The organism is Legionella geestiana (genome assembly GCF_004571195.1).
Lineage (GTDB): Bacteria > Pseudomonadota > Gammaproteobacteria > Legionellales > Legionellaceae > Legionella_B > Legionella_B geestiana.
This window is the reverse complement of record NZ_CP038271.1, coordinates 1,366,817-1,379,683: the sequence shown is the minus strand read 5'-3', so window position 1 is coordinate 1,379,683 and position 12,867 is coordinate 1,366,817. Positions and strand designations below refer to the sequence as shown.

Genomic DNA, 12,867 nt, shown 5'->3' with positions numbered 1-12,867 from the left:
CCTCTGAGGTTTTTCGCGTTTTTGAGCGCTTATCCTCGACAGAAACGCTCAAGGCGGTCAGCTGCCTTTGTGAGGTTTTCCATGCTGGTCGCAAACGACAGGCGAATACAGCCCTCGCTGCCAAAAGCCGAACCCGGCACAAGGGCTACACCCTCCTGTGTGAGCAGCTCTTCCGCGAATTGTAAATCATCGCGATAGCCCTTGCGTAAAATCGCTTCCTGCACATTTGGAAAGCTGTAAAACGTGCCGTCTGCGGGAATAACTTCCACGCCCGGAATGCAGGAAAGGCGCTCACAAAGGTAGTCGTGGCGCATTTTAAAGGCATCCACCATCACCTCTACACAGGCATTGCCGCCTGTCAGTGCCGCAACGGCGGCTTTCTGCGCGATGGAACAGGGGTTTGAGGTTGACTGCGACTGGACGGTGGTCATCGCGGCTATCAGCTCCCTGGGCCCCGCGGCATAGCCAATGCGCCAGCCCGTCATCGCATACGCCTTTGACACTCCGTTCAATACGATAGTGCGCGCATAAAGCGCCGGATTAACATTCAAAATGTTAATAAAGGGCATGCCCCAGATGATATGCTCATACATGTCATCCGTCGCAACATACACGTGCGGATGCGCCTCCAGCACTTTCGAGAGGGCAAAGAGCTCATCGGCGGTGTAGGCAACCCCTGAGGGATTTGAAGGACTGTTTAGAAACAGCAGCCGGGTTTTGGGCGTAATGGCCGCTTCCAGCGCTTGTGGGCTTATCTTGTAGCGGGAAGCCGGTGTGGATGGCAGCGTCACTGGCGTGCCTCCGGCCAGCAGCACAATATCCGGATACGATACCCAGAACGGTGCTGGAATAATGACTTCATCCCCGGGATTTAAAAGTGCCTGACAAAGGTTATAGATGCTCTGCTTACCGCCCGTAGACACCAATACCTGACGCGTGTCATAGCTGAGATTGTTTTCACGGGCAAACTTGTCAGCGACCGCCTGCTTGAGTTCCGGGATGCCATCGACTGCGGTATATTTGGTAAACCCTGCCTCAATGGCCGCTATGGCCGCACGCTTGATATGCTCTGGCGTATCGAAGTCCGGCTCGCCGGTGCCAAGGTTCACGACATCATGCCCCTCGGCGCGCATGCGCGTAGCGCGCGCGGCTACAGCCAGTGTCGGAGAGGGGCGCACTTCTTGAATGCGCGTTGCAAGCGTCACGGTCATCCATCTGCTCCTTTTGGAAAAATCGTTCAGAATTTGCTAAAAATTAAGCATTAGTGCAAGATTCAGCGAATAATAGCATTTGTCATCCTTCAATCCGATGTTCATATGAAAAAAAGCTTTAAAATATGCTCTGATTTTGAGCCGGCAGGCGATCAGCCCACCGCCATTCAAACCCTGGTCGACGGCTTTCAGGCAGGCCTTGCTCACCAGACCCTGCTCGGCGTCACCGGCTCTGGAAAAACCTTTACCGTGGCGCATGTGATTGAAGCGCTCCAGCGCCCGACACTCATCATGGCGCCCAATAAAACGCTGGCGGCCCAGCTGTATGGTGAATTCAAGCGTTTTTTTCCTGACAATGCCGTTGAGTATTTTGTCTCGTACTATGACTACTATCAGCCGGAAGCCTATGTGCCGGCGTCTGACATGTTCATCGAGAAAGACGCCTCCATTAACGAACACATCGAGCAGATGCGCCTTTCCGCCACCAAGGCGCTGATTGAGCGCAAGGACGCCATTATTGTCGCGACCGTTTCCGCGATTTACGGCCTTGGCGACCCAGACTCCTACCTGCGCATGGTGCTGCACCTCTCGCGCGGCGAACACATCGACCAGCGCAAAATTCTGCGCCGCCTCGCTGAAATGCAATATGCCCGCAGCCCCAACACCCTTTCGCGTGGACAGTTCAGGGTGCATGGGGATGTTATCGACATTTACCCCGCCGACTCTGAAAAAGAAGCGGTTCGGGTGCGGCTTTTTGATGACGAGGTTGAAGACATCGCCCAGTTTGACCCGCTGACCGGTGAAGTACTGACCCGCCTGCCACGCATTACTATTTTCCCTAAAACTCACTACGTCACCCCGCGTGAGCGCGTGCTTGAAACCGTGGAAAAAGTGCGGGAAGAACTGCATCACCGTCTCGTAGAATTTAAAGCAGCTAATCGCCTGGTGGAAGCACAGCGCCTTGAGCAGCGCACCGCCCTTGATATCGAGATGATGCTGGAGCTTGGCTACTGCTCGGGCATTGAAAATTATTCACGCTACCTCTCGGGACGCGATGTCGGCGAGCCGCCACCGACGCTCTTTGACTACCTGCCACCAGAAGCGCTGCTCGTTATTGACGAGTCGCACGTAACGGTTCCGCAGATTGGCGGCATGTACCGCGGTGACCGTGCGCGAAAGGAAACGCTGGTAGAATATGGCTTTCGCCTGCCGTCGGCCCTTGATAACCGACCGCTGCGCTTTGAGGAATTTCTCGAGCGCTCGCCGCAGACACTGCATGTGTCCGCAACCCCGGGCCCCTGGGAGCAGGCGCACGCCGGTGCCATTGCCGAGCAGATTGTGCGCCCCACAGGCCTTGTTGACCCCGAGGTCGAAGTACGCCCGGTGACCAGCCAGGTGGATGATTTGCTCTCAGAAATCCATACCGTTACCGCCAGCGGTTTTCGCGTGCTCGTTACCACTCTGACCAAGCGCATGGCCGAAGACCTCACCGAATACCTGCGCGAACACGGTATTCGCGTAAAGTATCTGCACGCCGATATCGATACCGTTGAACGTATGGAAATTATTCAGGGACTGCGGCGCGGCGACTTTGATGTGCTCATCGGAATTAACCTGCTGCGAGAGGGGCTCGATATGCCGGAGGTGGCGCTGGTTGCGATTCTTGATGCCGACAAGGAAGGATTTCTGCGTTCTGACCGCTCGCTTGTGCAGACGATTGGCCGTGCGGCACGCAACATTCATGGCCGCGCCATCCTCTATGCCGACCGCATTACAGGCTCCATGCAGCGCGCCCTCGAGGAAACCGAGCGTCGGCGCGAAAAACAGCTTGCCTTTAACGCTCTTCACGGCATCACGCCAAGAGGCATTGTGAAGCCCGTTGAAGATGTACTGGAATCAGGCCTGCAGCCCGCCGCTCGCACAACTCGTGAGGATACCTCTCCCCGGCTGTCGCCAGACGTACTTTCGCGCCAGATTCGTGCGCTCGAAAAAGAAATGCATGCTCTCGCGCAGGACATGGCTTTTGAAGAGGCGGCTAAAGTTCGTGACCGGCTCTTTGCACTGAAAAAACAACTGCTGGAGCCTTGAGTCTGTCCGTGGCATCATAGATTTTTTCGCATAGAGCGCCTGCCATGGAATGGTACGTTGAACTGATAAACACCTTCATTGACCGCCACGTCACTATCCCCCAGCAGGAAGAGGCTCGAAGCGGCGTGAACCTGATTCTTCAGGTTTTATCCGATATCCTCAAACGCATGGCACCGGTCGATTTTAAGGCGCTTGCAAATGCCGCTGACTATACGGGCCACTCGCTGTCAGTAAAACAGTGCGGCGAAATTATTGGGTTAATCAGCGATTTTCATCAGGCCATTCTGACATTGACTTCTGAAATGCACCAGGAGATTCTCATGAATTCGGCACTGGACATCAACGAGGTGTACCGCCATGCCGAAAAACATGTCTCTGATTCCGGGGCGGTCTGTCAGGATATCGAAGACTGCGCTATCCCTTTGAGCGATACTGAGAGCTATCCTTCAGATTATGATACCAATGAAGACATCGATGCCAGCGAAGAGAACCTAATCCCTGATTGTGTGGAACCGATTTGTGCCGCTCTTAAAACGCGCTTAACCGCGATGGCTTTACCCGAACCTTCAGTCTATCTTGGCAGCAGCATCAAACTTGCGGAAATTTTTGGATGTCTTAATCACTTGCCGGCACCACCCATTGCCCGCCGTCTTGTTATTCTGCAGGAACAGCTGCCTCGCATGATGTCGGGTCTTTACGAAAAACTAAAACCCTTGATGCGCCTTCAATCACACGGCCTGACACATGATGACAGCACTCAGTTTCAACTGGCATTCATGCATCTGCTCATCCAACTGGAAGCGGCAACGCGCGAAGAAGCAAAAAGCGCCCTCCCGCATGCCACTACACGTCTTGCACAGCACCTAAAGCTTAATGATGCGCCTGCACTCAAGATACTGGCAACTGCGTTGGAAAATGAGCTGATGTATTTCAAACGTGAACTGTTTCAGCGTAAAACAAATCCCTCCTTCACACAGATTCTCGCCTGCTGCAACGAGCTCGAGTGCATGATGGGCGGCAATCGTGCGGTTGATTTGCCTCTCGCGGCGCTCAACACACACTACGAGGCACATCCCTCATGGAAGAACCATCGCCTGCAGGCCAAACATTTTTTGCGGATTTTTCTGGCCATTCTTATTTTGCAGCTAAAACAGGACGATTACGGGATTTTGTGCTTCGAAATGGCTGATAAACGGCTGGATTTCTTACGCAGTCCATATGAGGCATCAACGGTAGACATGCTTATAGCACTGGAAAAAGGGGCACTCCGACTGTTTAATTATCAGCTGGAGCCAAAAATCAATGCGTTAAAGGCCTGGTATGCAGCCAATCCGCCCAGTGATGCGGCGCGGCAATCATTGATGACGTTTTGCAGTGATGACTCGCATTTGCACGCATCTATACACCGTCTGCTATTTGAGGCAGACGCAAGCAGCTCCTCGGCCAGAGGCTCAGTAGACGCACGCCAGCCTGCGGTGCCATCCCATTCTGACGAAACGATGTTACAAGGAACGCATGATGCACATTCCTCTCCCGCCCATTGACGCAGTTATTACCTGGGTAGACGGGCACTGTCCGCGGCACAGGCAAAAACTTCAACACTACCTTCACACGCACCAGCTCGTACGCCCGGAGACTGCGGCACCTACCCGTTATAATCAATGCGGCGAAATCACCTACAGTATCCGCTCACTGCTGCATTTCGCTCCCTGGATACGAACGATTTATGTAATAACTGACACACAAACGCCTGACATTCTCCATGAGCTTGCAGACACTGCGTTAAAAGACCGCATTCAACTGATTGACCATCGCGTCATTTTTTCGGGATTTGAACATTGCCTCCCCACCTTTAACAGCCTGTCCATTGAAACCATGCTCTGGCGCATACCAGACCTCTCTGAACGCTTTATTTATCTAAACGATGACTGCTTTTTAATAAAACCGACAGCGCCTCAAGACTTCTTCAATGGCTCGAGGCTCATTGCACGTGGAGACTGGAAAACACAGAGCCATGCGAAATGGATGACTCGTATAAGCCAGTATGCAGGCCTGTCGCCCAAAAAAGTGGACATGCACCGCTTTATGCAGGAGTCTGCCGCGCGTCAGAACGGCTGGACACGCCGCTTTTTTCACCTTCCGCATGCCCCATTCGCTCTCCATAAACATCTCTTTGAAACCATGAGTGAGGAGCCAGGATGCGCGTATTTCGCGAACGCAACCTACCCCTTTCGCACCATGGAGCAACACTGGGTGATTTCACGCGCCATTCATCTCGCACTAAAGACCGACAGCGCACACATCGACAATCGTCTGCAATCCGTAACGGTTAATGCGGCATGTTACGCTCCTGAAAAAATCTGGCGGCGATTACACGACGCGGCAAACCACCCGACAACGGCATTTCTCTGTGTGCAAAGCCTTGACCTCGGATCAGAACACTTACGAGCTGACATTATTAAATGGCTGGAGCAGGTTATACCGATGCCTGTCTTGAAAAAGACGGAGTCTCGTGAGGAAGGAAAGAAAGAGGCGGCGCTCTGCATGGAGGCCGCCCTCTGAGAGGTTACTTCGCGAACTTGCGCGTCTTTTGAATCGCACGAATCTGAGCCACAGCACGGGCAAGCTCAGTGGCCGCCAGCGTGTAGTCAAACTCGGCACCACGGTTAGCGATGGCTTCTTCAGCACGCTGTCGTGCCGCGATTGCGGCGGCCTCATCGAGGCTTTCCGCGCGCTCTACCGCATCGGCAAGGACCGTGACACAAAAAGGCTGCACTTCGAGCATGCCGCCGGAAACGTAATAAATTTCCTGCTCGCCGCCCGGAAGCGTAACGCGGATTTCACCGGGCTTCAGTACGGTCAGCAGGGGCGCATGCCCCGGCACAATACCGACTTCGCCCAGTTCTCCGGTCGCCACTACCATTTCGACTATGCCGGAAAAGATTTCTCTTTCAGCACTGACGATGTCCAGATGCGTGGTTATAGCCATCTCTGCCTGCCTCATAAGTCTTTTGCTTTAGCAACCGCTTCGTCAATACCGCCAACCATGTAAAACGCCTGTTCAGGCAGGTCATCGTATTCACCCGCAAGAATGCCCTGGAAGGCCGCAATGGTATCCTTGAGCGGAACGTATTTTCCTGGAGAGCCGGTAAATACTTCGGCCACAAAGAACGGCTGTGACAGAAAGCGCTGGATTTTACGCGCACGAGACACCACGCGCTTGTCTTCTTCAGACAGCTCGTCCATACCAAGAATGGCAATGATGTCCTTGAGCTCTTTATAACGCTGGAGCGTCTGCTGCACACGGCGCGCCGTATCATAGTGCTCCTGACCTACCACGAGAGGGTCAAGCTGACGGGAGGTGGAATCAAGCGGGTCAACCGCCGGGTAAATTCCAAGCTCTGCAATCTGGCGCGACAATACAACCGTGGCATCCAAATGCGCGAACGTGGTAGCCGGTGACGGGTCAGTCAAGTCGTCCGCAGGAACGTACACGGCCTGAATAGAAGTAATGGAGCCCGTTTTCGTGGAGGTAATACGCTCCTGCAGCATACCCATTTCTTCTGCCAGTGTCGGTTGATAACCTACGGCTGACGGCATGCGACCAAGCAGCGCTGATACCTCAACGCCTGCCAGGGTATAACGGTAAATGTTATCGATGAAAAGCAGTACATCACGCCCTTCATCGCGGAATTTTTCCGCCATGGTAAGACCAGTCAAGGCAACTCGCAGACGGTTTCCTGGTGGCTCGTTCATCTGACCGTAAACCAGTGACACCTTGTCCAGAACGTTGGAATCCTTCATTTCGTGGTAGAAGTCGTTACCTTCACGGGTACGCTCACCTACACCGGCAAACACGGAGTAGCCGCTGTGCTCGATGGCGATGTTACGGATAAGCTCCATCATGTTAACGGTCTTACCAACACCGGCTCCACCGAAGAGTCCGACTTTACCGCCTTTTGCGAACGGGCAAAGGAGGTCAATTACCTTGATACCAGTCTCAAGAAGCTCCTGACTTGCAGCCTGTTCTTCATAACTTGGGGCCTTGCGGTGAATCGCCCACTGCTCGGAAGCGTTGATGGGGCCCGCGTCATCCACAGGGCGACCCAGTACATCCATGATGCGGCCAAGCGTTTCTGTACCTACCGGTACTTCAATCGGCTTCTCGGTGTTTTGAACCTTAACGCCACGGCGCAGACCATCAGTCGTGCCCATCGCAATGGTACGCACCACACCACCGCCAAGCTGCTGCTGGACTTCAAACACCAGCTCGCCATCGACCTGCTTGAGCGCGTCGTTGACCCTGGGAATGCTTTCGCGGGGAAACTCAACGTCGACCACCGCACCAATTACTTCTACTACTGTACCGAAATTCATCGTTTCCCCTCTTATAATGCAGACGCGCCACCAACAATTTCCGCCAGCTCCTGAGTGATGGCAGCCTGTCGGGCTTTGTTATAAGCCAATTGAAACTCCTTAATGAGTTCCCCCGCGTTATCGGTCGCGCTTTTCATCGCGATCATTTTGGCAGCCTGTTCACAGGCTATATTTTCCACCACCGACTGATACACCTGAAGCTCAATGTAGCGCTCCAGCAACGCATCCAGAAGATCTCTGGCGTCCGGCTCGTAAATATAATCCCAGTGGTGCCCGAGTGCCTTGCTGTCTTCCTCGGATTTTGGAAGCGGAAGCAGCTGTTTAATAATCGGGCGTTGCGTCATCGTGTTCACAAACTCGTTGGTCACGATGTGCAGTGCATCAATGCGCCCCTCGTAGAACGCCTCCAGCATGACACGCACCACACCGATTAGGTCACTGACGGACGGCGTATCACCAAGATGATCCGCTGAGGCGACTACTGTCCCGCCAGTACGGCGGAAAAAAGCCTGACCCTTGCGCCCAATGACGCACAGTTCAAGGGATTTACCCTCGTCCCGCCACGTGCGCATCTGCTTTGATGCTTCACGCAGAAGGTTTGCGTTTAAGCCACCGCAAAGCCCACGGTCCGTGGTAATCACGATAAGGCCTACACGCTGAACATCGCGTTCTACCATAAACGGATGGCGGTATTCAGAGCAGGAGCGGGCAATGTGCTGCACCACTTCACGGATACGGGTCGCATAGGGTTTGGACGCTCGCATGCGATCCTGCGTTTTGCGCATTTTGCTTGCTGCGACCATTTCCATGGCGCGCGTAATTTTTTGCGTGTTTTTAATACTCGCAATTTTGGTTCGAATCTCTTTCGTTCCAGCCATAATCTTGGTTCGCCTGTCTGTACGTTGCGCCACACGACTCGTAGTGGCGCGGACTTGCAAATTCAATGCCCCGGAAAACGGGGCTTCAGAACCTTACCAGCTTCCAGTACGCTTGAACTCATCAGCAGCGGCACGCAGCTTCGATTCTATGTCATCGTTGTAGTTGCCGGTTTCGTTGATGGTTTCAAGCAGCGCCTTGTGGTGCCCTCTCAGAAACTCATGGAATCCTGCTTCAAAGGATACGACTTCCGCAACAGGAACATCGTCCAGATAGCCTTTCTCCACGATAAAGAGGGATGCCGCCATTTCGGCAACCGTCAGGGGGCTGTACTGCTTCTGCTTCATGAGCTCAGTGATACGCTGACCACGCTCAAGCTGCTTGCGGGTCGCATCGTCAAGGTCAGATGCAAACTGTGCAAATGCCTCAAGCTCACGAAACTGCGCAAGTGCAAGACGGGTACCGCCCCCAAGCTTCTTCATGATTTTTGTCTGCGCCGCTCCACCTACACGGGATACGGAAAGACCAGAGTTAATGGCCGGACGCACACCGGAGTTAAAGAGGTCGACATCAAGGAAAATCTGACCGTCAGTAATAGAAATTACGTTGGTTGGTACGAATGCAGAAACGTCACCAGCCTGTGTTTCGATAATTGGCAGTGCGGTGAGCGACCCTGTCTTATCCTTTACCTCGCCATTGGTCAGTTTTTCTACCTCTTTCACATTAATGCGTGCGGCACGCTCAAGAAGGCGTGAGTGCAGATAGAAAATATCCCCAGGATAGGCTTCACGACCTGGTGGACGGCGCAGCAGGAGAGAAATCTGGCGGTAAGCCCAGGCCTGCTTCGTAAGATCATCATAAACAATCAGTGCGTCTTCACCGCGTTCCATGAAAAACTCACCCATCGAGCAGCCAGAGTAGGGAGCGATAAACTGCAGCGCTGCAGAGTCAGAGGCACCTGCAACAACGACAATCGTGTGTTCAAGCGCGCCGTGCTCTTCGAGTTTTCGCACAATGGCAGAAACTGAGGAGGCCTTCTGGCCGATGGCCACGTAAACGCATTTCACGCCCGTGCCTTTCTGGTTGATGATGGCATCGATGGCGATAGCGGTTTTACCCGTCTGGCGGTCGCCGATGATAAGCTCACGCTGTCCACGACCTACAGGAATCATCGCATCTACAGCTTTCAGTCCAGTCTGTACCGGCTGGTCTACTGATTTTCGCGCAATAACACCAGGTGCAACCTTCTCAACCGGTGACATTCTCGCAGCATTAATGGGCCCTTTACCGTCAATCGGATTACCGAGAGCGTCAACGACACGACCAAGAAGCGCATCACCGACCGGTACCTCAAGGATTCGACCTGTACACTTGCCTTTCTGACCTTCAGAAAGGTGTGCGTAGTCGCCGAGCACCACCGCACCAACAGAGTCACGCTCAAGGTTCAACGCAAGACCAAAGGTATTGCCGGGGAATTCAATCATCTCACCCTGCATAACGCCTGAAAGGCCATGCAAACGCACAATGCCTTCCTTGACGCTGACGATGGTACCCTCGTTGCGGGCCTCAGAGACAACGTTGAATTTTTCGATTGATTTTCTGATCAAGTCGCTGATTTCAGAAGGGTTTAACGCAGTATGTTCTGACATGAAATCTATCCTCTACAATTAGGCGGCGAGCCCGTTGCTCAATGCTTGCAACTTTCCACGCACCGAGCCATCTATAACCAGATCGCCCGCACGAATCACAGCACCCCCCATCAGGGACGCATCAATTTCAACCTGCAGAGCAACCCGCCGTGACAAACGCCTGCTCATTGTCTCCACCAGTTTCTGTGCCTGAGCATCCGAGAGCGGGGAGAAGGTGCTTACCTGAACGGTGACAGTCTTTTCCGCTTCTTCCCGCAGAGCTTCAAACTGCTGCCGGATATCGGGCAGAAGCAGCAGCCGGCGGTTATATGTAAGCACGTTGATAAAGTTATTGAGACTGTCCCGCTCTGCATCGAATGCCCTGGCGGCGAGTGTAGCCTGCATCAGCTGTATACGGGCTTCCTCGGTCGCGGCCGGGTTCGTCACGAAGTCTTTGGCGAGCGGGTCAGACATGGCGGTCGCAAGTACGCCAAGTGCGTCCGACCAGAGACTCAGCTGGCCGGCGTCATGAGCGTGCTCAAAGGCCGCTTTCGCGTAAGGACGTGCCAGGGTGGTTGTTTCTTGCATGTCAAATCTCTTCAATCAGGTTATCGAGCAAGGCGCTGTTGGCTTTCGCATCGACTTCACGCGCAAGAATTTTTTCTGCACCGGCAATCGCAAGCCCTGCAACCTGTGCTCTGAGGGCCTCTCTGGCGCGCATTCTTTCCTGAGCTATCTGCTCTTTGGCCAGTTTTTCCTGACGCTGCATTTCGAGCTTCGCGTCACTTTTGGCCGCTTCGAGAATCTGCGAGGCGCGGCGGTTTGCCTGCTCAACAATCTCAGCAGCCTGTGACTTGGCCTGTTTGATGGCGTCTCGCGCACGGTGCTGTGACAACTCAAGCTCGCGACGTCCACGTTCGGCAGCAGACAGTCCATCTGCTATTTTTTCCTGGCGCTCTTCCATCGCGCGGGCCAGTGGTGGCCAGACAAATCGCATGGTGAACCAGACAAATGCGGCGAAAACCAGCATCTGCACGACCAGCGTCATATTGATTTCCAAGGTAGCTCCTCCTGTAACACGGTCAGGGCGCCAGTGCGCCCCCATCATACGCTATCAAGAACCAAGGTTGCTGAGGAACGGGTTGGCAAACGTAAAGAACAGCGCAATACCCACGCCAATCATGGTCACAGCATCAAGCAGACCGGCAACAATAAACATTTTAACCTGCAGCATGGGAACCATTTCCGGCTGACGGGCAGAACCTTCAAGAAATTTTCCGCCAAGAAGGCCGAAACCAATTGCAGTACCCAGCGCGCCCAGACCAATCAACAATGCGACAGCAATAACTGTCATGCCTTGTACCTGTGCTATCAAATTTGCAGCTTGCATAAAAATCCCCTTAATGGACTGAAGTAAAATAAACGCTGTTGCCTTCTCTGGCGCTAGTGATCCTCATGAGCCAGACTGAGATACACAATCGTCAACACCATGAAGATAAAGGCCTGAAGTGTAATCACCAGAATATGGAAAATTGACCATGCCAGTGACAGGATAAACTGTGTCACGCCCAGTGTCGCAGTGCCGACAAGAGATTGTGATGCGGTATTCAGCGTGAGCAGGGCTATCAGAATAAAAATAAGCTCACCGGCATAGAGGTTCCCGAAGAGTCGAAGCGCCAGTGAAATGGGCTTCGCAATCAGGCCAACCAGCTCGAGGAGCAGGTTGAACGGGATAAACCACGGGCTGTTAAAGGGCTGCAGCGTAAGCTCTTTCAGGAATGCTTTAGGACCTTTGATGCGGATGCTGTAGTAAATAATCAGGAAAAATACCGATATGGCGAGCGCAAACGTCAGGTTAAGATCGTTCGTAGGCACGACTTTAAGGTAATTGTAACCAGTAGCTTTAGCAATTTCAGGGAGTACATCGACCGGCAGAATATCCATGAAATTCATCAGGAAGACCCAGACAAAAATCGTAAGCGCAAGCGGGCCTATGACTTTGTTTTTCCCGTGAAAACAGTCCTTTACCTGCCCATCGGCAAAATCGAGCATCATTTCAACAAAATTCTGCAGCCCTCCGGGTACGCCCGTTGTGACACGACGCGCTCCTATCCAGAAAAGGCCAAGTGCAATTACCCCTATGACCACTGAAAAAAACAGGGTGTCGAGGTTCAGCGTCCAGAAGCCGCCCCCATGACCAAGCTGCATGTCTTTCAGGTTGTACGTCAGGTACGTGAGGTGGTGTTTAATATAGCCTGTGCTTGATACCATTTCAGTCACTTTTACGCCTATCCGGTTTATTTAAAAACACTGGTGCCAGCCATAGAACCATCTGGACCACAATATAGCTCACAAAAAACAGGAGCGCCTGTACGTTTACACTTGCAAACACCACGGCAAAAAGGGCCATGGTCAGAACCAGCTTGCACGCTTCGCCGAGGTAGAATCCACGTACTATTTTTCGTGCAGCGCGTGCTCCGGAATGCCGAAACAAGGCTCTCGCAAATACAACACTTCCAGCAACACAAACAGCGCCGCCTAAAAAAGCAGAAGCCGCGGCGTCTAACCCGCTAATACACAATGCAAGAAATGTCAGTAATACCGTCACGCCAAGCTGAGCCGCCAGCAATCTGTTTATGCCGCGCCTGTATGGCTGATTATTAACCATGTAACCTGCCTTATTCGCG

The 12,867-nt window shown here is 53.1% G+C and carries 13 protein-coding genes; 3 read left to right on the top strand and 10 right to left on the bottom strand.

What is annotated here, in order from left to right:
• Window positions 1-29: 29 nt before the first annotated feature.
• Window positions 30-1,211: a pyridoxal phosphate-dependent aminotransferase gene (locus E4T54_RS06080; RefSeq protein ID WP_028385829.1), complete on the bottom strand. Its 1,182-nt coding sequence runs from the start codon at window positions 1,209-1,211 to the stop codon at window positions 30-32.
• 105 nt (window positions 1,212-1,316) lie between these two features.
• Between E4T54_RS06080 and uvrB the strand changes: the two genes are divergently transcribed.
• From uvrB to E4T54_RS06065, 3 genes are read left to right on the top strand one after another with little or no spacing between them, the layout of a single operon-like run.
• A complete protein-coding gene (uvrB, locus tag E4T54_RS06075) occupies window positions 1,317-3,299 on the top strand; it encodes an excinuclease ABC subunit UvrB (RefSeq protein ID WP_028385828.1) in 1,983 nt (660 codons plus the stop codon).
• A 44-nt stretch (window positions 3,300-3,343) separates the two neighbouring features.
• Window positions 3,344-4,843, top strand: a complete 1,500-nt coding sequence (locus E4T54_RS06070; protein WP_028385827.1) for a hypothetical protein — start codon at window positions 3,344-3,346, stop codon at window positions 4,841-4,843.
• Window positions 4,815-5,861 carry a stealth family protein gene (locus E4T54_RS06065; protein WP_082635037.1) on the top strand — a complete coding sequence of 349 codons (1,047 nt, stop codon included), beginning with the start codon at window positions 4,815-4,817 and terminating at the stop codon, window positions 5,859-5,861. Before E4T54_RS06070 ends, E4T54_RS06065 begins: the two co-directional genes overlap by 29 nt.
• A 4-nt stretch (window positions 5,862-5,865) precedes the next feature.
• On the opposite strand, the gene E4T54_RS06060 is transcribed toward E4T54_RS06065, so the two are convergent.
• The 9 genes from E4T54_RS06060 to E4T54_RS06020 all read right to left on the bottom strand — a co-directional run bounded on the left by E4T54_RS06060 (window position 5,866) and on the right by E4T54_RS06020 (window position 12,848).
• Window positions 5,866-6,288 (bottom strand): F0F1 ATP synthase subunit epsilon, encoded by a 423-nt coding sequence (locus E4T54_RS06060; protein ID WP_028385825.1) that lies wholly within the window; start codon window positions 6,286-6,288, stop codon window positions 5,866-5,868.
• A gap of 11 nt (window positions 6,289-6,299) precedes the next feature.
• On the bottom strand, window positions 6,300-7,676 hold the full coding sequence (gene atpD / locus E4T54_RS06055; protein ID WP_028385824.1) for a F0F1 ATP synthase subunit beta: 1,377 nt from the start codon (window positions 7,674-7,676) through the stop codon (window positions 6,300-6,302).
• An 11-nt stretch (window positions 7,677-7,687) separates the two neighbouring features.
• Entirely contained in the window at window positions 7,688-8,554 is an 867-nt protein-coding gene (gene atpG, locus E4T54_RS06050; protein WP_028385823.1) for a F0F1 ATP synthase subunit gamma, read from the bottom strand.
• A 93-nt stretch (window positions 8,555-8,647) separates the two neighbouring features.
• Entirely contained in the window at window positions 8,648-10,201 is a 1,554-nt protein-coding gene (gene atpA, locus E4T54_RS06045) for a F0F1 ATP synthase subunit alpha (RefSeq protein ID WP_028385822.1), read from the bottom strand.
• 18 nt (window positions 10,202-10,219) lie between these two features.
• On the bottom strand, window positions 10,220-10,768 hold the full coding sequence (locus E4T54_RS06040; protein WP_028385821.1) for a F0F1 ATP synthase subunit delta: 549 nt from the start codon (window positions 10,766-10,768) through the stop codon (window positions 10,220-10,222).
• Between the two features lies 1 nt (window position 10,769).
• Entirely contained in the window at window positions 10,770-11,240 is a 471-nt protein-coding gene (locus E4T54_RS06035) for a F0F1 ATP synthase subunit B (RefSeq protein WP_028385820.1), read from the bottom strand.
• Window positions 11,241-11,294: 54 nt separating this feature from the next.
• Complete coding sequence (atpE, locus tag E4T54_RS06030) at window positions 11,295-11,570, bottom strand: F0F1 ATP synthase subunit C (protein ID WP_028385819.1); 276 nt, start codon at window positions 11,568-11,570, stop codon at window positions 11,295-11,297.
• 53 nt (window positions 11,571-11,623) lie between these two features.
• Window positions 11,624-12,451, bottom strand: coding sequence for a F0F1 ATP synthase subunit A (gene atpB / locus E4T54_RS06025; RefSeq protein ID WP_028385818.1), 828 nt, complete (start codon window positions 12,449-12,451; stop codon window positions 11,624-11,626).
• A 1-nt stretch (window position 12,452) separates the two neighbouring features.
• Window positions 12,453-12,848, bottom strand: a complete 396-nt coding sequence (locus E4T54_RS06020; RefSeq protein ID WP_035901737.1) for an ATP synthase subunit I — start codon at window positions 12,846-12,848, stop codon at window positions 12,453-12,455.
• Between the last annotated feature and the right edge of the window lie 19 nt (window positions 12,849-12,867).